This window comes from Buttiauxella ferragutiae (genome assembly GCF_022637515.1).
Taxonomy (GTDB): Bacteria; Pseudomonadota; Gammaproteobacteria; order Enterobacterales; family Enterobacteriaceae; genus Buttiauxella; species Buttiauxella ferragutiae.
Genome location: NZ_CP093332.1, coordinates 3,901,806 through 3,925,576, shown reverse-complemented (window position 1 = coordinate 3,925,576; position 23,771 = coordinate 3,901,806). Strand labels below are relative to the sequence as shown.

Below are 23,771 nucleotides of genomic sequence, written 5' to 3'. Positions count from 1 at the left end.
TGATGTTGTTAGTGATCTTTCGGTACATCAATAACTCCATCAGCAATACCCTGAGCCAGTCGTTCCATCCACTTTGCAAAGCGCAAATATCCAGGGTATTGCAGGCAGATATAGTCCATCTGGACTTTTGAAGCGCTGTCCATCACCCGTTTAAAGGCTTCCATATAGTCATAGCAGCCCTGCAATAGCTGAGCGTCACCATTCTCTGTCGGAGGAAATTGGCTGGCGTAGTCATGAACTATCTTCGCCAACTGTTGCTGCTCTGCGGTTAAGTCGATCATTCTTTTCCTCGTGAAAGCGCCAGATATTTCCTGCATGCAACCTAAGAATACTTTGATGCCGGCACCCTCTATGAGAATGATTTAGCACATGACGTTACTCAGGAAGTGTATAGACGCTACCTTTATCATCACGTTTCAACAGCTTCCAGCACGCGCGATGCTGCTTACCGTATTTATCCTCAAAGGGTGGCATCTTCTGCCCTTCACGAGTCTGGATATACTCGGTTGTGCCGTTAACAATCGATGCCCATTGTCCGGCATAGGGCGCGGTTTCATCGGTCCAGCGGGTGATGCGTACCGGTTCGTAGGATTTACCGATATCGTCTTGATCCAGCAGGGCGCTGGCTTCGTCGAAACGCCTGTACCACTTCATGGTGGATTCTTTGTTAAATTGAAGCCCTTCATATTCCGAATAGAAATGAAGGGATCTCGAACCATTAAACCGGACAGGACGAATAATCTGGTTCACCTTCACCAGCAGGGGCGACAGGCCTTCGGTTTTCATCTCGCCCAGTGGCGGGGGAAGTTCACCAGCTTTAAGTACGACCCCATTGTTGTATGGCAACAGGCTGATTTCAGGTGTTCTGGCCAAACGATGCGTTAACTTTTCCGCGCCACCCAGTTTTTCCAGCCACGGTGTGCCCAGAATGGTATACCAGCAGGCACCTTTCAGGCCTATGAGGGCTCCACCACCTTCAAGCGTGCCGATGGAGTCCACCATCACGCCGGAAAAACGCTGCGCCAGGGCATATTCATACGGGAACATTCGCTCACGAGCATAAGGGAGTGCAAACGACAACCCTGCATAACCACTTTCCACCGAAAAGGTGTCACAGAGCCACATCAGCCAGGCTTCATAACGCTGCTTTCCATCAGGTTCTTTCAGCAATGAGAACGGGAGAGTTAACTTAATGACGGAGCGATCATTGTCATTATGAAAAACTCGTTCCCCCAGTATCAAAATACTGTAATCAGGGGCCAAAAAATCCTTCTCCGCGCTACCCAGATACCAGGAAAAAATCTCTTCGGGTGTTGAGTCGAGGATCTCCTGCCGCTTTTTGGCGTAATTCTTTTCAGTAATACCCACCCAGTTTTTGGTGATCGTTTTTTTCAGCCAGGGCTTAAACTCGCCATAGAAGCGATCCACGCACTCCACCATCCTGCGGCGGACTTCTGGTGTATGCCCGTCTTTAAAAAAGACGGTGATAATCAGACCGAGATTGACCGCCGGGCTGCCGTCTTTGTACTTCACGGAGGCTTCCGGTAGCCATTTCTCAATGTAGTTCAGCTCAAAATCCTGCAATTCCATACCTGCTCCTGTTTAACCGGCTGCCAGTGCCGCCGTCCCCGTACCGAGAATAGCCGCCAGTGTTCCCCAGGCACTTATTGCCAGACGAACAATCAGTAAAAATGCCCCAATAATGGCTTCCGGGATACCCAGCGTCACCACCAGAACGCCGATACCCACGGCAACCAGAATAACGCCGACCGTTTTAGCCACATTGGTTAAAACCTGTACCCAGTCCACCTGTTTGAGCATATCGAGCGTCATATCGGTGGCGTACTGTATTTCTGCCCATGCGGCTTTAATCTGGGCGTTGGTCCAGGACTTCACCGACTTACCGGTTTTGCTGGCCCAGACCCAGGCCTCGCTTCCCTGATAGTAAACCCACTCACCGCCGTCGTTAAGCCAGCCTGCCGCTGAATTCAGGGCCTGCTGTGTCTCTTTTGATAATGCGTTCCAGCCTTCAGCTACGCCACGCACCGCACCCTCACTGAGGTCGGCCACGGCTTTACCGGCATAAGTCCAGGGCTCTATTCTGGCAGCAACGGGTGTGGATGGTGGACGGGGCATAAAGATTGGCGGGTAAAGAACCAGCGGCCAGTATTTCGCGCCGCTGGTCTGCCAGGCTTTCATCGTCACGTTGACCATCTGGTCAACCCACTGCTGTTCTTCCGGACGGCAGTCGTGGATCTCCAGAATGGTCATGCGATCTTCGTGACCAAATCCCCCGACAATTTTCATATATTCTTTATATTGATCTTCATACAGCGTATCGCCCGGAAACTTCACCTCAACCAGGCGGGCCAGATTGTCACCGTGCATATTGTCTTCACTATCCGGCCCTGCCAGTCCCGGCCAGCGATCCTGTTTGTCTTTCACAATAATGATGTCAGGACGGCGGTAAATTCCCCTGCCAGTCACCGGGAAGGGATTGGTGGTATGGCGCCTGCCTGCGCCGTCTTTTTTCAGCAGCGTACTGCTCATAAAAGGACGGGGTGGCGTGGTGCGCATATCAAATGACACTTCGGCCTTGTAATACCATTTGTAATCGCGGGCGATTTCATCGGCACGGATCAGGCCGCTCATCATTAATTGCTTGAGGCTCATTTGATATGTGCGACCCTTACGGCGGATCATTGCCGACAGCCTGGGGAACCGCATGGCGTATTCCACTTTGAGATGCAGGTACTGACGGTTTTCAGTGGTTGGCAGACGAGACTGCTTCTCGACCATTTCGACGCCCGTCGTGGTGCAGTCCCACGGCTGGTTAGTCGCCCTGGTGGGCGTATCAGGTGTACCTGTCGGTAAATCGGGTAGTTCCATTATGATTTTACCTCCCTGAGTTCGGTTTCTAGTTGCTGGGTATCGGTTTCACCAATAAACCACATTGCTTCTTCAGGCTGTGCCGCTTTCGTCAGAACATGCAGTTCAACATTTTCCTGCTGGCGGGTATAAATGGGTACGGAACGACCTTCGTCATCGCTGTACCCCGTTGCCGTATGGCCTGATGGCGTGGTGAGACGGTAGGGTGTATTGACCAGAATATTGCCGTGTTTATCCTGCAACTGATAAATTGCCGAGTAAATATATGCCGTTCCCATACGGGGCATTTTCATCGGCATACTCAGTGCAGCCGCCGCCATCGTTCGCTTTACCCGCCGCAAATACGTTCCGGTGGTGCCGTATTCCACTTTCCCCGCTTCCAGCTTCAGATAACTTCCGCCACCAATCAGCGTGATGCGTTTCTTGCCGGTAAACGAGATATCATCTTCAGACGTCAGGGTGAGCTTTTTCTCAGCAAACAGACGCATGTTGCCGTTCTGGGCCTGCATCTCTATCGCACCTTCACTGGCTTTCAGGCTCAGTTGACCGGTACGGGCGAACATACCGATTTTGTCACCCGCCAGCGCCGTCATATTGCCCATCACGCCCATGCTGATATCGCCTCCGGCATTGATAGCGACGTTTTTACTGGCGGCAAGTTGCATATGTTCACCGGAGGTGAACGCTATACCTTCCGGGGCGGAGAAGAGCAGCGTTTCATTGAGGGGCTTGAGGCGTTCATTGAACATGCGGATCTGGCTGTCCACGTCAGCTTTCAGGGCCTGCGCCTGTTCTGCCGCCATTTCCAGTTGCTGGAGCTGTTGCAGACAGAGGTCGATTTCCCGCAGCGCGGTGTCCATATCCAGCACGTCTCCGGCGGCTTTTTTTTGCCCGTCGGCGCTGATAAACAGACCCTTTGCGACACGAATAACGCCCCGTTCATCAGTCCTGAGTTCAAAGCCCTGACCACGCGGTTTGTCCTGCGCATCGGTGATATGCCCCAGGTTTTGCTGGCTTTTAGCGAACTCAGTGGAGAGAGCGATATGCTCCTCGCCGCGCTGGTCTTCCATGCGAAATTCATTACGGGCAGCGGTGCGCAGGATGTTCTGGCTACGATTATCGCGATTAACCACATCGCGGTGTTCTGAGTCGTGGAAGGCGTGTGAGATATACGGCAGGTCGATATCACCGTTGCTGTAAGCAATCGCCACTTCTGTCCCGTCGATAAGAGGCGTGTGCCAGCCGTAGCTATCGCCGGTATAGGGTTTTGCCATCCGAAGCCAGGGGTGTGCGTAGCCCGGCTCGCAGTCGTCCAGATTGAAATCCAGCCGCACCCGGTAGCGCCCGCAGTCATCAAGATGAGCGTAAGTGTCGCTCTTTTCGCGGCTTTCCACCCGCCCCGGAAGGGTGCCGTGAATTTCCGGGCGGGAAATTTCAGCCGGGCGGAAGCAGTATTCTTCACGGTACGGCATTCCCCACACAGAAACGTGCAGCCGGGAGTCGCGGGAGCCAATAAATGATGTAAAAGTGATAATCACACCGTCGTGCAGGTCACGAAGGTTAACGCCTTGCGGCTCAATCACCGTCCCCGGGCAAACCCCGTACGCATTGCTGAACAGATGCACGCGGGCAGATTTATTCAGCTCACGTTCATGGTGAAGGCGGGCGTAGAACGCACCACTTTCGGTTTCCGGCTCAGAGGTGGTGTCGTCTCCGGCATCACGATACGGTTCAGCGTAACGGTAATGCTCGCCTGTGGTCACGGCAGGAGAACGGGCAGAAACAGTGGTATCCATTGGCTCTGATGCGGCTCGGGGATTGTAATCACGGGTACTGACCGCCCCCGTCACCGTATTATGCCAGGTGCGAATCCCCCAGCAACACAGCTCTGCGCCGTCATAAAGACCTGAAGGCTCGTGATACGGCAGGGCACCGTTAAACAGATAATGAAGCTGACTGTCGCCAAACACCGTCACATCCATTTCAGTGACGTCGTTCATCGTCTGACGAAACCAGATACCGACTTCAGAAAGGATACGCTGAATAAATTCAAGGTCAGTTTCACGCCACTGTGTTATCAGCTCACGGACAGGATACTGCCGTGACAGACGAAACTCGAAGTCAGCACCTTCCAGACCATGTTTACGCAGCACCTGCTCCACCACCTCGGGTACAGAAAGGTTCTGGTAAAGGGCACAGCGGCGGGAGCGGGATAAAAGGGCGAGGCGGGATTCGAGGACAATGCTGTAGTGGGATTCATCGGCACTGGTAGAAAGCCACTCCAGGCGGGTAATGATGCCATGCACCACCTTGCTGTTTCGCATGGTGAAGCTGGCGTATTTCATCAACACCTGTTCGGGGAGAATATTGCTCTGCGGGGTGGTGAATTCAATACACCAAGAGAAAGGTTTGCTTAATGCCTCAGTCCCCCGAAAGCGCAACACATCGGGTTTTACAGGGCTGTCGTTGATATCAAGGGCATAGAATGAAAGCGTCATGGTTCAATCCTGAATACAATCAGCAGATTAGCCATGAATTTTCTATGACTTATTTAGCGTAGGCAAGCCATCTGGTGACTAATCCCTCAAAACAGCACTCTTTATGCAAAAATCAGATTAATCATAGAGGTGCTTTCCCTCCCTTTATGGTCTGGCATTCTCCCTCTCGTGATATCGACATTATTTTTTGTCTAAAATATTCGGCTTACAGTCACTCTTTCATGTGATAACCAGGAAAACTACACTTCACCTGAACATCAGTCGGACATCAATGCCAGCCGGAAAGGGCTGGCATTTGTTTTTATATTAAGGAGAAAATTTATGACAGATTACAGACCAGGACATAATGTCCGATCACACTGATATTATTTGCTCTACCAGTATTGAACGAGTGGTCACTGGTCGAGATGCCGCACTGAAACAGATAGAACAACTACCCGCAATATTGACCGTAGTATCTGGCGAGACTTGATGATGAAGTCTGGCATGATGGCCTTGATGGATGCTCAGGCCCGTGAACAGTGGCATAAGAACCTGGAGGAGGGCGATCTTCCTGCTATCAGCGAGGTGAATATCCTCAGTACCTTTGAGCAGTTACATCTGAACAAAATGGATGTTTTTGAGCGAGGTATTATCAATGTATTTAAGGGACTTAGTTGGGATTACAAAACTAATAGTCCTTGCAGTTTCGGTAAGAAGATTATCATTAACAGTCTGGTGACACATAACCGCTGGGGATTTAGTCTGAACTGGGGCTGGAGGCGGGATCAATTGACAGATTTGGAGCGGATGCTGTTTTTACTTGATGGCAAACCGATACCTGACAACCGTAGTGATATCTCTACCCGATTGATGGAGCATATTCGGGATAATCCGACTAAGGAAGTTTACGAGGATGAGTTCTTCAGCATTCGCTACTTTCAGAAGGGAACAGCACACATCACTTTAAAGCGGTACGATCTGATTGAAAGGATGAATGACATCATCGCTAAGTACTATCCGGGAATGCCGGCTAAGCCACGCTAATGTTGATGGGCGTTGAGAAATTTTACTTACACCAGCCGTTACATAAACTTTTTGGGTGCGTGGTTTTTAGTGAGGGGCTTTGCGTAACTCATTGTTTTAAATGGTACGCCCTACAGGGCTCGAACCTGTGACCTACGGCTTAGAAGGCCGTTGCTCTATCCAACTGAGCTAAGGGCGCACTGTATTCCTTTCGGAAGCATTGCGGACTCGGATTATACGGTCAGTACCTTACGAGTCAATGGCTTTTCAACTGCCTGCGCGACAATTGAGCATAAACACTTAACAATGCCTGACAGCGAGCCGCGCTTCTGACAAAATAGAAACAATCCCCTCCCTTTTCGATTACAGACGGAATCATCTGACTGATGGCAGCAAAGATTATTGACGGTAAAACGATTGCGCAGCAGGTACGGCTTGAAGTTGCTGAAAAAGTGAAAGCCCGAATTGCCGCAGGAAAACGCGCCCCTGGACTTGCAGTTGTGCTGGTTGGCGAGAACCCTGCATCGCAGATTTATGTCGGTAGTAAACGTAAAGCATGTGAAGAAGTTGGCTTTATTTCTCGCTCCTACGATTTGCCTGACACCACCTCCGAAGCAGAACTGCTGGAGCTGATTGATACGCTCAACGCAGATAAAGAAATCGATGGCATTCTGGTTCAGTTACCGCTGCCTGCGGGCATTGATAACGTGAAAGTTCTGGAACGTATTGACCCGGATAAAGACGTTGATGGTTTCCATCCCTATAATGTGGGCCGCCTGTGCCAGCGTGCGCCGCGTCTGCGTCCTTGTACACCGCGTGGTATCGTGACGCTGCTTGAGCGTTACGGTATTGATACCTACGGCCTGAACGCCGTGGTGATTGGCGCATCCAACATTGTTGGCCGCCCAATGAGCATGGAACTGCTGCTGGCAGGGTGTACCACCACAGTGACGCATCGCTTCACTAAAAACTTACGCCAACATGTCGAGAACGCCGATCTGGTGATTGTTGCGGTCGGCAAACCTGGCTTTATCCCGGGCGAGTGGATCAAGGAAGGGGCGATTGTGGTGGACGTGGGGATTAACCGTCTGGAGAGCGGTAAAGTCGTCGGTGACGTAAATTATGATGAAGCCGCAGTCAAAGCCTCGTATATTACGCCGGTTCCGGGTGGCGTTGGCCCAATGACCGTCGCCACTCTTATCCAGAATACCTTGCAGGCTTGCGAGGAATATCATGATGTCGATGGAGAGTAAAATGGCGACCTTCTCATTAGGTAAACACCCACACGTTGAATTATGCGATCTGCTGAAGCTGGAAGGCTGGTGTGAAAGCGGCGCACAGGCGAAAGCGGTGATTGCAGAAGGGCTGGTGCAAGTAGACGGCGAAGTGGAAACCCGCAAACGCTGCAAAATCGTTGCAGGCCAGACTGTTGTTTTTGAAAGTCTGAGCATCACGGTTCAAGCTTAATTGCATACCGAACACGGCCCATAACGGGCCGTTTCTTTTTGTTCACTCACAAATTTTCACATCCTATGCCAACTATCATCACTCATGCAGCGGTACCCATTTGTTTAGGATTGGGGCTGGGCAAAAAAATCATTCCTCCACGCCTGTTATTGGGCGGTATTGTTCTGGCAATGCTACCGGATGCTGATGTGCTGGCTTTCAAATTTGGTGTGGCGTATGGCAATGCGTTCGGGCATCGCGGTTTCACGCACTCTTTGCTGTTTGCTTTTGTGGTGCCGCTGCTGTGTTTGTTCGGCTATCGCTGGTTCCGGGCAGGTATCATCCGCGTCTGGCTATTTCTGACGGTGTCATTGCTTTCACATAGTCTTCTGGACTCCGTGACGACCGGAGGCAAAGGTGTTGGTTGGTTATGGCCGTGGTCAGACGAACGCTTTTTCGCACCCTGGCAGGTGATTCGCGTTGCCCCGTTTGCACTTTCTCGTTATCTCGAACCACGCGGGCAGGCGGTGATTTGGTCAGAGCTGCAATGGGTTTGGTTACCCGGTTTGTTGATGGCGTTTTTGTTATTTGTGATGCGTAAAAATTTTCGCTGATTCCCTGGAAAGACCAATTCCCCCTTCTTTGCGAAGGGGGCAAATCATTAGCGGTGAAACTCGCCCGCAGCTTCAGGCTGGTACTGCAACTCCAGCACTTCCAGATGCGTTTGGTTACCGTTTGGTAACGTCCAGTTAATCGTTGCACCGACACGCAAACCCAGCAGTGCTGCGCCAACCGGTGCCATCACCGAAAGTTGGTTATCGCTATCTGTCAGGTTGACCGGATACACCAGCGTGCGCACATGCTCCTCTTTTGAGGCCAGATCGCGGAATTTCACGCGGCTGTTCATGGTCACGACGTCTGCCGGGATATCTTCAGGTTTACGCATTTCTGCTCTGTCCAGTTCGGTGTTCAACGCCTGAGCGACAGGCTGGTTGGCAAACTGTGGTTGCTCCAGCAATCGGTCGATACGCTCGGCATCAAGTTCATTAATGATAATGGCTGGTCTGGACATATTTCTCTCCATGTAAAAAAACAGGCACTCTTGTGTCTGATGGCGGACCTTACAAAAGAAAACCCTCACTCAATGAGTGAGGGTTTGGTCTGTGATGATGATACTGAGCTTAACACTTAGTTTAAAGCGACTTCAGTCACATTTTAATAACAGCACAGTTTACAGAATAATGCTGCCTACCAGAGCGAACAGGAAGGCGATAGTTCCGATCAACGTTTCCATCACGGTCCAGGTTTTCAGGGTGGTTTTCTCGTCCATTTCCAGGAAACGACCAACCAACCAGAAGCCAGAGTCGTTCACGTGAGACAGTACGGTCGCACCACCCGCAATAGCCACCACGATGAAGCACAGGTCGAACTGGCTCAGGCCTGGTGTAACGGCAACCATTGGGGAAATCAGTGCGGCGGTCGTGGTCAGAGCAACCGTTGCAGAACCTTGCGCCACACGCAGAGCGGTAGAGATAACGAACGCGGCAACAATTACTGGCATGCCTGTATCGGACAAAACACCCGCCAACGCATCACCAATGCCGCTGGCACGCAGAACGCCACCGAACATACCACCCGCACCGGTCACCAAAATGATGCCACAGATTGGGCCGAGGGCACCGTCACACACTTTTTCCAGATGCTGGCGGCTATGGCGGCCACTAAACACGGCAAGTGAGAAGAAGACGGTAATCAACAGTGCGATAGGTGTTTTACCCAACATTCGCAGCAGTTGAACCACGGTGTTATCGCCACTAACCCAACCGAGTACGGTCGCGGTGTTCAGGCCGGTATCGAGGAAAATCAGTACCAGCGGCAACAGCAGAATCGATAATACAGTGCTAAATGCCGGTGGCTGGTGGTTTGGATCCGCTTCAACGCTGCCGAGGAAAGAAGAAGGCAGTGGAACTTCGAATTTTTTACCAGCGTACTGACCAAACAGATACGCGCCGAGATACCAGGTCGGAATGGCGATAACCAGGCCTACAATCACCAGCAGGCCGATGTTTGCACCCAGTAATTCACTGGCAGCAACCGGGCCTGGATGAGGCGGCAGCAGGGCGTGCATGACTGCAAACGCACCGGCAGCAGGTAACGCATATTTCAGCGTAGAACCACCGAATTGTTTTGCCACGCTGAAGATAATCGGCAGCATGACGACCAGGCCCGCATCAAAGAAGATTGGGAAGCCGAACAGTAACGATGCCACACCGAGCGCCAGTGGAGCACGATGAGAGCCAAACTTACCGACCAGCGTGTCGGCAAGCACTTTTGCCCCGCCGGAGATTTCAAGCAAGCGGCCAATCATTGCGCCGAGACCAACCAGCAGTGCAACACCTGCCAGTGTGCTACCAAAACCGCCCAAAATAGTTGGGACAATTTTATCGAACGGCACACCGGTAACCAGCGCGACAACGACACTCACAAGGGTTAAAGCTAAGAAAGCATGCACTTTGAAACGCATGATAAGAATAAGTAGGAGTACAACTGCACAGGCTGCGATCCCTAGCAGGCTTCCTGCACCGAGATGTGTTGTTATTTCGGTCATTTGTTTGTTCCTCTGCGCCGAATTTATAGGTGAAAAATGCGACAAACATAATTCACCAGATTTCTGATACCGGTAACATGATACTGGTAACATTAGCTGTTCGGGAATGGGCTGCCTGATGTTTATTGGCATTTTGGGAGCAAGCTCAAACATTCCAAATAAACCCTTACTAAGTCTGATGGAACAATTGCTGACCGTAAATAAACCTGCCTGGTGAGAAAATTGAATTACGCTGTATATGCACCTTTCAATTGGGCAACTCGCACGACCATCACCTGACCAGGAGATATCATGAGCCATTACGACAAACTCAAGTTAAAGGACGGTAGTTCTCTTTATTTTAAGGATTGGGGGGAAGGACAACCGGTAGTTTTCAGCCATGGCTGGCCGTTAACCGCAGATGCGTTTGAAGATCAGATGTTTTTCCTCGGGCAAAAAGGATTCCGGGTGATCGCTCACGACCGGCGTGGGCATGGTCGCTCATCACAATCCTGGGAAGGCAATCATATGGATCAATATGCTGACGATCTGGAGGAATTGACTGCGCATTTAAATCTCAAAGATGCGATTCATGTCGGTCATTCCACTGGCGGAGGTGAAGTGGCGCGTTACATTGGCCGCCACGGTACTAGCCGAGTGGCAAAAGCCGTACTGATTAGCGCAGTGCCGCCGATCATGGTGAAAACGGATTTCAACCCTGATGGCGTACCCATTGATGTGTTTGATGGAATTCGTGAAGGTGTGCGCGTCAACCGGGCAGATTTTTTCAAAGAGCTGACCATGGCGTTTTATGGCTATAACCGTCCTGGGGCGAAAATCTCGGAAGGCGTCAGGGAGAGTTTTGTTGAACAGGGGATGCAGGGGGGAATTAAGGCGCTCTACGATTGTATTAAAGCGTTTTCTGAAACCGACCTGCGAGAAGACCTGAAGAAAATGACTATTCCAACGCTAGTTATTCATGGCGATGATGACCAGATTGTCCCGTTTGAAACCTGCGGTAAAGTCACGGCGGCAACGTTGCCGGATTCGACATTCAAAGTATACCAGGGTGGATCGCACGGCATTTGTACCACCGAGAAAGACCGGGTAAATGCAGATTTACTGGAGTTCTTGAAAGGGTAACCTTCAGGCGGGTGAACCCTGCGTCACCCGCCAATTTAACAACCTCATTTCCTGGCAACCGGCAACATAATCTCTTTTAAGATTTCGTAGCGCTGTTGCGGGGAAAGCCAAATCAAACCTAACAATTTTTGCGCCCGGCCTTCGCGCTCAAAGTGGTCTTTCAACTGCATTAAAAAGCGTTTCGTGGTGTTCATAATGACCTCCGTATTTGATACGCAAATCATATGGTGGAAAATACGGAACTAATAGTGAACTGATTATTTTTTGTCTTCAGTGTTTATGGCCGTTTAATCCTCTAATACCCAACGGCATCCAGACGGAACTGTTTTGCACAGTTGCCTGAATTTCTTTGTGGGGCGAATGACCCTTCATTTATCGGGCTGTTAATTTTCCCGGCATCCAGCGAGATTTGCATTTCTGTCAGATAAGCCGGATTACCGTTACAGGTCAGTTTGACCGCTTTCACCGCTTCACTTCCCCAGCTTTTTTCCAGCGCTTTATTGAACGCTTTACGGGTGACGTCTTTACCGTAATTTTCCGCAAGGAAGGTGCCAAATGCACTCTGTTTAAACTCGTTATTCAGACGAACCATGGTGCCGAAGTAGGCGTTGGGATTAAAACCAAAGCACGCGCCGTGTTTAGCGAATTCATAGCGCTCAAGGCAAGACTGGCCGCCAGCACCGGGCATCACGCCTGCGAGTTTGCTGGCGATGTCTGCGGATAACTCAGGCGCAGGTGCCTGGCATTTTTGCGAACCGCGAGCTTCCGCCATGTTTGGCACCGGGCGGGTTGAGCAGCCGTAACGCATCCAGCGTTTTTCATCCACACCGCGTGAGGCTACAGATTTCGGCAATCCAGGCCACAGCCCGTGGACCGTCAAAAATGCACGTTTGTCGTCCTGTTCCTGCTGGGTTTTACATTCAGCAGGTTCGTTGCGATTGCGCTCGTGCATGCTCTGACAAAAACCGGTTTGCCAGGAAAGGGCCAGCACGTAGCGCTCGAAATCGCCATATTGTTTGGGTTGCAGATCTTCTGCCAGGGCGGCGGAGTGAGTGGCGCAAGCGAGGGTTAACAGGGCGGTCTGGTAAAGGAATTTCATGCCTTTCTCATTCAGTTAGATGATAATTCCTTATTTAATCATAAAAAAAGCGCCTCAGAGAGACGCTTTGTCCGCAATATGAAAGCCGTTAACTCCACAGCGCCAGAATCGGCCAGCCGACACATAGCAACATGGTGATATAAATCACGCCGAAAATCGCACCCAGGCGCCAGTAGTCTTTCGACTTCACATAGCCGCAGCCGTAAATAATCACGCCAGGGCCGGTGGCGTAAGGTGTCAGGCAGCCCATGATACCAATCGACAGCACCAGCAAAATACACAAGTGTTCCATTGGCACGCCGGGAATTCCTTTACCCACCGCCAGAATCACCGGCAGCATAGTCGCGGTGTGCGCCGACAGGCTGGCAAACAGGTAATGCGCGAAGTAGAACACCAATACCAGCACGATAACCGTAGTATTGGCGGAGAAACCCTCCAGATGGCTACTCATGGTATTGGCGAACCAGTCGATAAAACCGGAACGGGTCAGGCCGCTTGCCATCACTACCAGAGTTGCCAGGTTAACTAAGGTGTTCCACGCACTGTTATATTTGGTGATGTCTTTCCACGGCACCACGTGCAGCGCCAGCATCAGCGATACCGCCAGCAAACCTACCGCTGTTGCATCAATCACCTCGCCGCCAAACACCCACAACCCCAGGCTTAACAGCACCAGGCCAATCAGGGTGATCTCTTTGCGGCTGAGTTTGCCCATCTCTTGCAGCGCGTCTTTCGCCCAGCCGGAGACTTCCTCGCTGTGGGTGATTTCAGGTTTATAGAGGACGTAAGACAGCCATGGCGCGACGATCAGCAGAATAATGCCCACCGGCAGGAAGCTCAAAAACCACTGCATCCAGCTAATTTGAATACCGGCAATTTTGCTGACGAACTCAAGGCCGAGCACGTTGGGAGCCGCACCGGTGATGAACATCGACGAACTGAGGCTGGTACTGATCACCATCATCCACATCAGGTAGCTACCGATGCGGCGCGAAGAAGGGTCGTTAGGGAATGACTGGAATAATGGCGGCAGGTTTTTGATTACCGGGAACACGGTGCCGCCGGTACGGGCGGTGTTTGACGGGGTAAATGGTGCCAGCAGAATATCAATAATCACGATGGCGTAGCCGAGAGTCAGCGTGCGCTTGCCCATGAATTTCACCATAATCAGCGCGATACGGCGACCCAGGCCGGTGACTTCATAGCCCAGCGCGAAGATAAACGCGCCGAATACCAGCCAGACGGTGGTACTGGAAAAACCTGCCAGCCCCCATTTCAACGCTTGCTTACCGGCGTCAAAAGCCGGGTCGGCTAACTCTTTGGCGTCAAACAGCAGGTAATCGCTGCCGATCACGCAAATTGTCACGGCGATAAAGCTGATCGCGGTCGCCGGGATCGGTTCGAGGATCATGCCGACGATCATCGCGACAAATACCGCAAAGTAATGCCATGCCTGCGGAGGCATGCCATCGGGCACTGGAATGAGCAGCATGATGGCCATGACGACCAGCGGTGCCAGCAACTTCCATATTTTATCTTTTGAAACAGACATAACTGATTCTCCAGTAAGGATTATTCCGATTGATGCTAAGGGTGATATTGCGAAATTTGGGCTAACAACCAGGTGATAATCAGCAGGTCGGCGCTACCGCCGGGGCTGAGGTTGCGTGCAATACAGGCGTGGTCGAACTCTTGCAGATGGCGAAGATCTGCGGGCTTACGGATACCGCCGTTAGCGAGCAAGGTGCGGGCGTATTCCTGCAACCAGCTCAGTCCAGCCATACCGCCGCGAGAGGCCACATTGGTATCGCCGTTGTGTGCCATCAGCAGCAGTAAAGTGTCGAGCAGCGCCAGTTCCGGATCGGTTGCCTGCGTAAGAAGCGCGTGGTAATGCGGCAGCGCCATATTTATCACCAACGGATAACCCGCTTCGGCTTCACCGCGCGCACCGGTTAAGCCGAGTAGCCGGAAAAGCCGTTGCCCGGCGGTTTGCTGGTGGTTGTTGTGGTGCAATTCCCGCTCGGTTATCCCATGGCAAAAAGCGGCTACGGTCTGGCAAATTGCCATCGGCGTAACGGCGCGTTGTTGCTGATGCAGGCGACCAATCGCGGCGCACAGTAAGCCGAGTGAAAAAATGCTGCCTTTATGGGTGTTAACACCTTCTGTTGCGCGAAACATTGCGGCTTCACAGGCGATGCCGATAGGGCGTAAATTTTGCAGAACCTCGCATTCAGGCAATGCTGCGGTGCTGGCACCCAGTTGAATGAAGCGCGGGAAATACGGGCGCATCGCCGCCGCACTTTGCTGAAAATCCTCCAGCGCCATATCTTTATGCGCGCCACAGTTATTGCGGTCGACCAGGCCTGGTTTGGGCGTTAAGTTCACCTCTGCGAGTAACGCGCGGAAAGCCAGTTCGCTGTAATGCGCAACAATCGTTTCCGACACTTCAGCGCGGGGCTGCGTCATCTGCATCATTGAGCAGCGTCTCCATACGAGCGAGCAGTTCAGCAAGCGGATGCGCTTGTTCACGGGCGCAAACAGCGGCGGTTTGTTCGCACAACAGGCAGCGGCGGGCGGGGAGCGAAAAGTCACGGCGCGAGAGAATTTGCCCTTGCGGTGTCAGCACGTCGAAGTCCCACAGGCGGCCAAGAGGATGGTTTTGCTCAAGCTCAATGGCGGCTTGTTTCACCGCGGCAGGCTGGGCGGCGATTGCCAGCAGAGCTTCCGGGCCAGTCGCCAGCGCCAGGCAGCTCTGTTTTTTGATTTCCCAGCCTGAGCGTTCTGCTAACTGGCGAAACGTCCGGAGGCCGTGGTTAAAAATACGCCGCGTCAGTTCGCTGTCTTTGACTGAACCAGGGGCGACAACGGTGAAAGAAACCAGGGTGACGGCGTGGCGTGCCAGCCACTCCTGTTGCCTTTTTTGGCGCGCATCCCGGCTGGCAAGTAGCTCTGGCACAGTGACTTTGGCGTGCGTCGCAGATGAGAGATACATCGGCATGATTTACCCCTTCACCTGATGCACAACATCAATCACCGAGCCATCGCGGTAACGCACCACGGCGATTACGCGGTCGGTAAATTCAATCGCTTTGGGGAAGCCGGTGAGGATTTGCGCCCGCTCGCGCAACCACTCGATGGTGACGATTTTCATGCCGGCTTCTTTCAGGCGTTCTGCCAGTTCAGGGCGCGCAGGGTTGACGGCAATACCGTGATCGGTAACCAGAATATCGACGCTGGAACCCGGTGTGATACAGGTCAGGACGTTATCGACCAGCGTAGGGATTCGGCCACGCACCAGCGGGGCGACAATAATGGAAAGGGCGGCGGCAACGGCGGTATCGCAATGCCCGCCGGAAGCGCCGCGCAACACGCCGTCGGAACCGGTCAGCACATTGACGTTAAATTGGGTATCGACTTCCAGCGCGCTCAACACCACCACATCCAGGCGGTCGACTGATGCGCCTTTCGAGCCCCAGTTGGCGTACTGATTGGCGCTGATTTCAATGTGATTAGGGTTACGAGCCAGCGATTCGGCGGCGGTGCGGTCAAAACTCTGCACATCGAGCAGTTTTTTAATCAGCCCCTTTTCATGCAGATCGACAATCGTTGCGGTGATGCCACCAAGGGCAAAGCCTGCATGAATGTTGCGGCTGCGCATTTTGTCTTCCAGAAAACGGGTCACCGCCAGTGAAGCGCCCCCGGTCCCGGTTTGCAGGGAAAAACCTTCTTTGAAGTAGCCGGAATTGACGACAACATCTGCCGCAGTACGCGCGATGAGCAATTCACGCGGGTTGGAGGTCATGCGTGTGGCATCGGCACCGATTTTGTCGGCATCGCCCACTTGCTCAACCTGTACGATCAAATCGACCTGATCCTGCATGATACTGGCGGGGTTGTGCGGGTAGGGTAGCAGCGCTTCGCTTAGCAACACCACCTGACGGGCGTTTTCGGCATCGACTTTGGCGTAGCCCAGCGAACCGCAGCAGGCTTTGCCGGTGTAGCCATTAGCATTGCCGAATTCATCGCACGATGGAACGCCAAGGAAAGCGACATCGATTTTTAGCTCGCCGCTTTTCACCAGTTGTACACGTCCGCCATGGGAGTGGATTTGCACCGGTTCTGCCAGCAGGCCACGTGAGATTTCTTCTGCCAGCGGGCCGCGCAAACCAGAGGTGTAAATACGCGTCACCACGTTATTGCGGATATGCTCGATTAATGGCGCATGGCAATCGCTCAGTGAACTTGAGGCCAGCGTCAGGTTTTTAAAGCCCATGCTGGCGATGGTCGCCATTACGCTGTTCAGCGTCAGGTCACCGCCACGAAACGCGTGGTGGAAGGAAATCGTCATACCGTCGTGCAGGCCTGAGCGGCGAATCGCCTCTTCCAGCGAATTACACAGCTTTTTGGTGCGCGGTTTTTGCGCCTGCAAATTCAGTTTCGAGACATTCTTATAAGCCGGTAAATCGCTTTCACTGCGGCGACTCCAGGCGGAAATACGTTCTTGTTTCTGCGTCATTTTTTTGCCTTATTCTTCACGAATGCCGGAAAGTGCGGCGCGAGATAACACCAGACGAGCACGTTCGATAACCGGGCTGTCGACCATTTTTCCGTTCAGTGACACCACGCCACGGCCTTCACGGGCGGAGGCTTCGGCGGCTTCCACCACTGCGTTGGCGTGATCGACTTCTTTTTGCGTCGGGGCGTAGAGGTTGTGTAACAGCTCAATCTGGCGCGGGTTGATCAGCGATTTGCCGTCGAAACCCAGTTGTTTGATATGCGCCGCTTCGTGCAAAAATCCGGCTTCGTTATTGGCATCGGAATAGACGGTGTCGAAGGCCTGAATCCCCGCCGCGCGGGCGGCTTGCAGAATGGAACAACGGGCAAATAACAGTTCGATACCTTCGGGGGAACGTTCGGTGCGCAGGTTGCGCACATAATCTTCCGCACCCAGCGCGATACCAATCAAGCGTGTGGATGAATGGGCAATTGCCACTGCCTGAGTGATGCCTTGCGGGGATTCAATGGCGGCCAGAATTCCGGTGCTACCGGGTTCGCGGCCACATGCGGCTTCAATGCGCGCGATTTCACTTTCGGTATCAATGACGTCTTGTGCGGTGTCGGTTTTTGGCAGGCGCACAATGTCGGCACCGCCGCGCACCACGGCTTCCAGGTCGGCCACGCCATATTCGGAATCAAGTGGATTCACGCGCACGATGGTTTCCACATCCTGATACAGCGGATGTTGCAATGCGTGGAAAACCAGACGGCGGGCGGCGTCTTTTTCGCGCAGGATAACTGAGTCTTCCAGATCGAACATCAGCGCATCGGCCTGATAAATAAAGGCGTTGCTGACCATCGCCGCATTGGCACCCGGCACAAATAACATGCTGCGGCGGGTGCGGTTCTTTTGTTCCGGCGTCATAGGTTTTTCTCCCATGGCAGGGCGGTGATATCGCTTGCGCGAACCAGCAGGGTTTCCAGACGGGCGCGCAGAATGCAGTCCAGCGCGCCTTTGTCGTCAAGAATCAGTTGCACGCCTTTAACCTGATGGCGAGCGAGGATCTCCAGCACCGTGGCGCGTATGGCTTCGCCAAACTGTTTTTCAACGTTGCTGCTGATTTGCAGGTCGATCTCTTGTGTATCGAGTGGTGCGATGCGGATCATCACATCGCCAGATTCCAGGGTGCCGGCAACGGCTGCATGAGTAATGTTCATTTTTCACCTGTTAATGTGGATTCCAGTTGCCCGCCCACGCTGTTTTGCGGGCGGGCAGCGAGCATGCGTTCTAAGTAGTCGCGAGTGACTTCGGGAACCAGAATGTCGATGGCGGCAAAGTCTTTTTTCACCAGTAGCTTGCGTACCCACGAGGCGGAAATCGCCATGCCGTGATATTGCAGACGTTCAATTTCCACCAGTTCAATCGGCGGAGCGGGGAGCGATGGAGTTTCCAGCCAGTGGCGCATGTCTTTGTTGTAGGTGGCGGTGACTTCGCAATACGGTTCGGTACCGACGAAACGGTGGGTAATACCGAGTGCTGGGGCCAGATACTGACGGAAAATTTTCAGGTCGATTTCGGTGTGGCAATGGTTGAGCACGCCCTGTTCTTTGATGAAGTAACAAGGGAATGTCGCGCGGGAAATGATGTACTCTGAGCCGCGATGGACGGTGAGTTTTTTAATTTCGGCGGTGCCGGAACGCACCAGCGCCAGACGGTCTTCGTACGGGAAGCGCGAGGTATCCTCTTTAACCAGGAAAACATGCAGCCAGTCGCACTGTTCTGCGGCTTTCTGAATTAAATAACGATGGCCGTGAGTAAAGGGATTGGCATTCATCACGATGCAGCCAATTTTGCTGCCAGCCTGGCGCAGTGTGGTTAAATAACTGGCGTAACGTTGCAGGCGTGTGGCGCTATTTTCCATCAGTACCATCATGCCTGGCACGCTGGTGATGGTGTAAAAACCACATTGCTTAAATAACGCTTCGTTCTGTGTTTTGGTGTAGATAAACAGGTGTGGGCATTGCCGTTCGTAGGCGAGATTAATTAATTCTGTTGCCAGGGTGAGCGCCAGCCCTTCACCGCGAACAGATTCGTCGATTGCCACGCATTTAATTATATTTCCAGCAATGCCTCCGCAGGCGATGAGTTTATCGTCGCGAGTGACCGTAATAAAGACTTCTACCGTCGTATCAATGCTCAGGTCATTTTCACGCAGGAAGTGCGTGATAGCGGACATTTTTATATTTTCGGCGCGTTTAACCTGGGCGAACACGGTATTGCCAAACATGAGTGGTGACTTCCTTGTTTGAGTATATTTGTTGCAACTTATAACGTTTTATTTTCAATTGAGCTTTTCAGCATTTTTGCTGCTGTGGGGAAGATCGTAAGGGGTATTTGTTCGCCAGGTTTTGAACTGTTTCACAAAGGGTTACCTGATTTAAATAGACTTAATGGTTTTTATTTATTTAATTAATTTCTTCGCAAGTTGTGACGTGGTTTTTATTTGTTTAATTGATTTAATGTTCTGAATCTGTGACGATCGATTTTATTAATTTCGCGGTTTTAGAAACAATTTCATTACATTTGTCGAACGCCAGAAAAAGGAAAATCAATGCCGGGAACAGAAAAGATTGGCGTATTGCGATTTTTTCAAAAAATTGCTTTCCCATTAAGAATCTTTTTACTGCTGTTACTGGTATCGACTTTATTGATTGCTGCACTGGGCAAGTATTTAACAGCAAGTTTTGAAGATTATCTCCTCGAACATGTGCGCGATATGGCGATGAATCAGGCGCGGATTATCGCCTCGAACGACAGTCTTATTACGGCGGTCAAAAACAGAGACAGTGCACACCTCGCCGTGATTGTTGGCAAATTATCCACCGGTTCTGATTTTGATTATGTCGTGATTGGCGACAGCCATTCCATTCGTCTTTTTCACCCGAATCCAGAAAAAATTGGCTACCCGATGCAGTGGACCAAGCCTGGTGCGCTGGAAAAAGGTGAGAGCTACTTTATTACTGGCGAAGGTTCGATTGGCATGGCGATGCGCGCCAAGACGCCAATCTTTGACGAGCACGGCAAAGTGATTGGTGTGGTGTCGCTCGGTTATCTGGTCAGTAAAATTGATAGCTGGCGTCTGGATTTCCTGCTGCCGCTCGCCGGTGTTTTTGTGGTTATCCTGATTGTTCTGATGCTGCTCTCCTGGTTGTTTTCTTCCCATATCCGCAGGCAGATGCTGGGGATGGAGCCACGCCAGATTGCGCGCGTGGTGCGCCAACAAGAGGCGCTGTTTGGCTCGGTATTTGAAGGCTTGATCGCCGTCGATAGCGATGGGCTTATCACGGCGATTAATCGCAATGCCCGTAAAATGCTCGGGTTGCGTTCACCAGGCCGCCAGTGGCTGGGGAAACCAATATCTGATGTGGTGCATCCGGCGAGTTTTTTCACTGAAAAGATTGCCGAAGCACGCCAGGACGTGATTTGTACTTTTAACGGGTTAAGTGTGATTGCCAATCGCGGGGTAATTCATTCCGGCCATGCGGCACCCGCAGGCGCGATTGTCAGCTTCCGCAGCAAAGACGAAATCAGCACGCTGAATGCGCAGCTCACCCAAATTAAACAGTATGTGGAGAGCCTGCGAACGCTGCGTCATGAACATTTAAACTGGATGTCGACGCTCAGCGGCCTGCTGCAAATGAAGGAATATGACCGGGTGCTTGAGATGGTGAAAGGGGAGTCTCAGGCGCAGCAAGAGCTTATCGATTATCTGCGCAGTGAGATAAATGACCGCCAGGTGGCTGGCCTGTTGTTTGGTAAGTCTCAGCGGGCGCGTGAACTGGGGCTGGTATTAAATATTGTGCCTGGCAGCCAGTTATCGGCGCTTCCGGAAGGGCTGGATAGCACTGAATTTTCGGCTATTGTCGGCAATTTACTGGATAACGCTTTTGATGCCAGCCTGAAAAATTCACGCAGCAATAACATTGTCGAACTCTATCTGAGCAATGAAGGATCGGAGGTGATAATTGAAGTGGCCGACCAGGGCTGTGGCGTGCCCGAGACGTTACGTGAAGCTATTTTTGAGCAAGGTGTCAGCACCAAAACTGATAACAAGGACGCACACGGCATTGGGTTATATCTGATAGTCAGTTATGTCAGTCGCTGTGGCGGGGTAATTACGCTGGAAGACAACCAACCCAGCGGTTCTTTATTTTCTGTTTTTATACCGAAAGTGAAAAAGAGCAATGACGCAACCTATTACGATTCTGATTGTTGAAGACGAAACAGCGCTGGCGGAAATGCATGCGGAGTTTATTCGTCAAATGCCCCATTGCGGGCAAGTGTGGCTGGCGGGGAATCTGGCGCAAACCAGAATGATGATTGAGCGATTTAAGCCTGATTTGATTTTGCTGGATAACTATTTGCCCGATGGCCGCGGAATTACGCTTCTGCAAGAACTGGCTCAGGCGCGCTTCCCTGGCGGAGTGGTCTTTACGACGGCTGCAAGTGATATGGATACCGTATCCGATGCGGTGCGCGGCGGGGTGTTTGATTATCTGGTTAAGCCTATTGCCTACGAACGCCTTGAGCAAACACTGGAGCGCTATCAGCAGCGAATGCAGATGCTGGCGAACAGTGCCAGTGCCAGCCAGCGGCAGATTGACGATATGTTCAATGCCTATGCGCGCGGGGAGCAAAAAGAGGTGTTGCCGGTGGGGATTGATGAGCTGACGCTGGAGAAAGTGCAGCTGCTGTTTACTGACCCGGAAGCTCGCCACACTGCGGAAACCGTGGCCGAAGCGTTAAAACTGAGCCGTACCACGGCGCGACGTTATCTGGAGTTTTGTGCCAGCCGCCAGCAAATTATGGCCGAAATAGTTTATGGCAAGGTAGGACGCCCACAGCGCACCTATCGGGCACTGTGAGCGAAGTGCTTTTAGCCGCCAACAACAACGGCAGCAGAAGGCACGAGGATTTCAGTGGCAATAATGACCACCACCAGACCTACCGCAATCGGTACTGAGGTACGTTTAACGACTTCAAATGGGGAAATTTTTGCCATACCTGCAACGGCCACAACCACGCCGGAAACCGGAGAAATGGTACGGCCCAGGTTGGATGCTTGCAGCATTGGGATCGCCAGATACGCAGGGTTGATGCCAGAGGAGTGAGCCAGTTTAGGGATCATCTCAACAAAGGCATAGAACGGGGCGTTACCTGAACCGGTAGTCATGGCAGCTAACATGGTGAGAACGACTAACACCAGCATCAGAATGATACTTGCCGAGCCAAACGAGGTGGCAATAGATATCAGGCTCTGGATAAAGCCGATGGTGCTGAGACCCTGGGCGAATACACCTGCCGCCACCAACAACATCACCACGTTGGCGAAGGCATCAGCCATACCGCGATAGCAAACCTCCAGCCCAGAGAAGACGTTCTGTGTGTTGAAACCACGGAAGAATTCAATGATTGCCGCAATCAGAATACAGATAACCAAAATGGTAATGATGTGTAGTTGTGGGCCCCATTTACCGTCGAAAATCAACACACCAATAATTGGCGTAAATGGCAGAATGGCATAGAAAGAAGGAGCAGTAGTCTGGATTTCGCTGACATCGAGCATTTCATGGCTGATGTTCTCTTTTTTATCCAGGTAGCGTTGCCAGAAGAAGTGGGCAATCGCCATGGCAATAATTGCGGCAATAGAAATTGGCACGGTAGTTTTAAAGGCAAAATCAACCAATGTCATTTCCGCAGCTTTCGCCGCCAGCACCACATCGCCAGAGGTTGGAGAGAGAATGATTGCAGCAGGGGAGGCACAAATTGCCGCCGCAGCGCCACGGCTAATCCCGACGTTCACCATTACCGGGAACAATGTTGCCATCAGCAATACACCCAGGCCAGTCGCAGAAGAGACCGCCAGTGACATCAGACAAGCCACGAAATACGCAGCGATCATCAGAATGTAAGGTGAGTTAATTAATTTCAATGGTTTTGATGCGAGCTTAACGACCATGTCGTTAGCACCAATATGGGTCATATATGCGGCAAAACCACACAGCATCATGATCATCATGCCGAGATCGCCACCACGGCTCATCAGCAAGATTTTGACATATTCGACAATATCGGTTGCGGTGTAACCGGTACTTTCAGCACTGGCAGGTAAAACTTTGTGGCCCATTAAGGCACTAATAATCAGTAATATTAAACCACCGACAAATAATACGCCGGTCGCGGAGTAGCCTTTGATGATGTAGCGAGCTACACCAACAATCACTATCACCCCAATAAGTAATTCAATCGTAGTTAGCATTAAAGCCCCCTGTTGCGTTTGGTCGTCGGCATCTGTTGGCCGTACCTGAACGTAACGCCATGCCAGAAAAATAAAAAATAACGGCTTTAAAGCCGTCTGCGAAAGCGGTGTCAATCTGCCTGAATCACAGGCGACGAGTTCTGATAAGCATCAAAATTTAGCGAGCTTGATTCCACTGCCATGGTGCTTTTGTTGGCCGAGCTGCAATTATGACATTTACTTATTGATATGCGTTATCTATTTGTCGAAGCAATTGTTCTATTAATAACCGATAACCAGGCCCGTGT

At 51.8% G+C, this 23,771-nt stretch carries 22 protein-coding genes, 1 tRNA gene and 1 pseudogene; 7 read left to right on the top strand and 17 right to left on the bottom strand.

The genetic code is table 11. From position 1 onward, the window contains the following. Positions 1 to 8: 8 nt before the first annotated feature. The 4 genes from MNO13_RS18140 to MNO13_RS18125 form a co-directional block, all read right to left on the bottom strand. Positions 9 to 281, bottom strand: coding sequence for an arylsulfatase regulator (locus tag MNO13_RS18140; RefSeq protein WP_241939098.1), 273 nt, complete (start codon positions 279 to 281; stop codon positions 9 to 11). Between the two features lie 94 nt (positions 282 to 375). Next, positions 376 to 1,590 carry a DUF3396 domain-containing protein gene (locus MNO13_RS18135; RefSeq protein WP_241939097.1) on the bottom strand — a complete coding sequence of 405 codons (1,215 nt, stop codon included), beginning with the start codon at positions 1,588 to 1,590 and terminating at the stop codon, positions 376 to 378. Positions 1,591 to 1,602: 12 nt separating this feature from the next. Beyond that, a complete protein-coding gene (locus MNO13_RS18130; RefSeq protein ID WP_232886075.1) occupies positions 1,603 to 2,889 on the bottom strand; it encodes a VRR-NUC domain-containing protein in 1,287 nt (428 codons plus the stop codon). Then, positions 2,889 to 5,387, bottom strand: coding sequence for a type VI secretion system Vgr family protein (locus MNO13_RS18125; protein ID WP_241939096.1), 2,499 nt, complete (start codon positions 5,385 to 5,387; stop codon positions 2,889 to 2,891). The genes MNO13_RS18130 and MNO13_RS18125 overlap by 1 nt, the downstream gene beginning before the upstream one ends. Before the next feature lie 346 nt (positions 5,388 to 5,733). Between MNO13_RS18125 and MNO13_RS18120 the strand changes: the two are divergent. After that, positions 5,734 to 6,413: pseudogene (locus MNO13_RS18120) on the top strand (DUF4942 domain-containing protein). A 101-nt stretch (positions 6,414 to 6,514) separates the two neighbouring features. Here MNO13_RS18120 and MNO13_RS18115 read toward each other — a convergent pair. Further along, positions 6,515 to 6,591, bottom strand: a tRNA-Arg gene (locus MNO13_RS18115). A gap of 187 nt (positions 6,592 to 6,778) precedes the next feature. Between MNO13_RS18115 and folD the strand changes: the two genes are divergently transcribed. The 3 genes from folD to MNO13_RS18100 all read left to right on the top strand — a co-directional run bounded on the left by folD (position 6,779) and on the right by MNO13_RS18100 (position 8,452). Next, a complete protein-coding gene (gene folD / locus MNO13_RS18110; RefSeq protein WP_064548772.1) occupies positions 6,779 to 7,645 on the top strand; it encodes a bifunctional methylenetetrahydrofolate dehydrogenase/methenyltetrahydrofolate cyclohydrolase FolD in 867 nt (288 codons plus the stop codon). Position 7,646: 1 nt separating this feature from the next. Next, positions 7,647 to 7,859 carry a ribosome-associated protein YbcJ gene (gene ybcJ / locus MNO13_RS18105; RefSeq protein ID WP_064548770.1) on the top strand — a complete coding sequence of 71 codons (213 nt, stop codon included), beginning with the start codon at positions 7,647 to 7,649 and terminating at the stop codon, positions 7,857 to 7,859. A gap of 65 nt (positions 7,860 to 7,924) precedes the next feature. Further along, positions 7,925 to 8,452 (top strand): metal-dependent hydrolase, encoded by a 528-nt coding sequence (locus MNO13_RS18100; RefSeq protein WP_121815671.1) that lies wholly within the window; start codon positions 7,925 to 7,927, stop codon positions 8,450 to 8,452. A 47-nt stretch (positions 8,453 to 8,499) separates the two neighbouring features. Here the strand turns inward: MNO13_RS18100 and rnk are convergent, their stop codons facing one another. Both rnk and MNO13_RS18090 read right to left on the bottom strand, forming a co-directional pair. Next, positions 8,500 to 8,910 carry a nucleoside diphosphate kinase regulator gene (gene rnk / locus MNO13_RS18095; RefSeq protein WP_064548765.1) on the bottom strand — a complete coding sequence of 137 codons (411 nt, stop codon included), beginning with the start codon at positions 8,908 to 8,910 and terminating at the stop codon, positions 8,500 to 8,502. Between the two features lie 159 nt (positions 8,911 to 9,069). After that, positions 9,070 to 10,446, bottom strand: coding sequence for a GntP family permease (locus MNO13_RS18090; RefSeq protein WP_064548762.1), 1,377 nt, complete (start codon positions 10,444 to 10,446; stop codon positions 9,070 to 9,072). Positions 10,447 to 10,737: 291 nt separating this feature from the next. Here MNO13_RS18090 and MNO13_RS18085 point away from each other — a divergent pair, with 291 nt between their 5' ends. Continuing rightward, positions 10,738 to 11,568 (top strand): alpha/beta fold hydrolase, encoded by an 831-nt coding sequence (locus MNO13_RS18085; protein ID WP_232886071.1) that lies wholly within the window; start codon positions 10,738 to 10,740, stop codon positions 11,566 to 11,568. Positions 11,569 to 11,612: 44 nt separating this feature from the next. Here the strand turns inward: MNO13_RS18085 and MNO13_RS18080 are convergent, their stop codons facing one another. The 9 genes from MNO13_RS18080 to citC form a co-directional block, all read right to left on the bottom strand. Continuing rightward, on the bottom strand, positions 11,613 to 11,762 hold the full coding sequence (locus MNO13_RS18080) for a hypothetical protein (RefSeq protein ID WP_241939095.1): 150 nt from the start codon (positions 11,760 to 11,762) through the stop codon (positions 11,613 to 11,615). 101 nt (positions 11,763 to 11,863) lie between these two features. Beyond that, positions 11,864 to 12,667 (bottom strand): ribonuclease I, encoded by an 804-nt coding sequence (gene rna / locus MNO13_RS18075; RefSeq protein WP_241939094.1) that lies wholly within the window; start codon positions 12,665 to 12,667, stop codon positions 11,864 to 11,866. 88 nt (positions 12,668 to 12,755) lie between these two features. Continuing rightward, positions 12,756 to 14,219 carry an anion permease gene (locus tag MNO13_RS18070; protein ID WP_121814130.1) on the bottom strand — a complete coding sequence of 488 codons (1,464 nt, stop codon included), beginning with the start codon at positions 14,217 to 14,219 and terminating at the stop codon, positions 12,756 to 12,758. A gap of 35 nt (positions 14,220 to 14,254) precedes the next feature. After that, positions 14,255 to 15,139 (bottom strand): triphosphoribosyl-dephospho-CoA synthase CitG, encoded by an 885-nt coding sequence (citG, locus tag MNO13_RS18065; protein ID WP_241940080.1) that lies wholly within the window; start codon positions 15,137 to 15,139, stop codon positions 14,255 to 14,257. After that, the gene (gene citX / locus MNO13_RS18060; protein ID WP_237932120.1) at positions 15,114 to 15,665 is read right to left on the bottom strand and encodes a citrate lyase holo-[acyl-carrier protein] synthase; all 552 of its coding nucleotides are present in this window, start codon (positions 15,663 to 15,665) and stop codon (positions 15,114 to 15,116) included. The genes citG and citX overlap by 26 nt, the downstream gene beginning before the upstream one ends. A gap of 3 nt (positions 15,666 to 15,668) precedes the next feature. Next, positions 15,669 to 17,183 (bottom strand): citrate lyase subunit alpha, encoded by a 1,515-nt coding sequence (citF, locus tag MNO13_RS18055; RefSeq protein WP_241939093.1) that lies wholly within the window; start codon positions 17,181 to 17,183, stop codon positions 15,669 to 15,671. Positions 17,184 to 17,192: 9 nt separating this feature from the next. Further along, positions 17,193 to 18,089, bottom strand: coding sequence for an aldolase/citrate lyase family protein (locus MNO13_RS18050; protein WP_064548749.1), 897 nt, complete (start codon positions 18,087 to 18,089; stop codon positions 17,193 to 17,195). After that, entirely contained in the window at positions 18,086 to 18,382 is a 297-nt protein-coding gene (gene citD, locus MNO13_RS18045) for a citrate lyase acyl carrier protein (protein ID WP_121814126.1), read from the bottom strand. The genes MNO13_RS18050 and citD overlap by 4 nt, the downstream gene beginning before the upstream one ends. Beyond that, positions 18,379 to 19,452 carry a [citrate (pro-3S)-lyase] ligase gene (gene citC / locus MNO13_RS18040; RefSeq protein WP_121814125.1) on the bottom strand — a complete coding sequence of 358 codons (1,074 nt, stop codon included), beginning with the start codon at positions 19,450 to 19,452 and terminating at the stop codon, positions 18,379 to 18,381. The genes citD and citC overlap by 4 nt, the downstream gene beginning before the upstream one ends. A 324-nt stretch (positions 19,453 to 19,776) precedes the next feature. Here citC and dpiB point away from each other — a divergent pair, with 324 nt between their 5' ends. Continuing rightward, positions 19,777 to 21,441, top strand: coding sequence for a sensor histidine kinase DpiB (gene dpiB, locus MNO13_RS18035; RefSeq protein WP_241939092.1), 1,665 nt, complete (start codon positions 19,777 to 19,779; stop codon positions 21,439 to 21,441). Further along, entirely contained in the window at positions 21,410 to 22,090 is a 681-nt protein-coding gene (dpiA, locus tag MNO13_RS18030) for a two-component response regulator DpiA (protein ID WP_064548740.1), read from the top strand. Before dpiB ends, dpiA begins: the two co-directional genes overlap by 32 nt. Positions 22,091 to 22,101: 11 nt before the next feature. Here the strand turns inward: dpiA and dcuC are convergent, their stop codons facing one another. Then, positions 22,102 to 23,484: an anaerobic C4-dicarboxylate transporter DcuC gene (gene dcuC / locus MNO13_RS18025; protein ID WP_064548739.1), complete on the bottom strand. Its 1,383-nt coding sequence runs from the start codon at positions 23,482 to 23,484 to the stop codon at positions 22,102 to 22,104. Positions 23,485 to 23,771 lie beyond the last annotated feature (287 nt).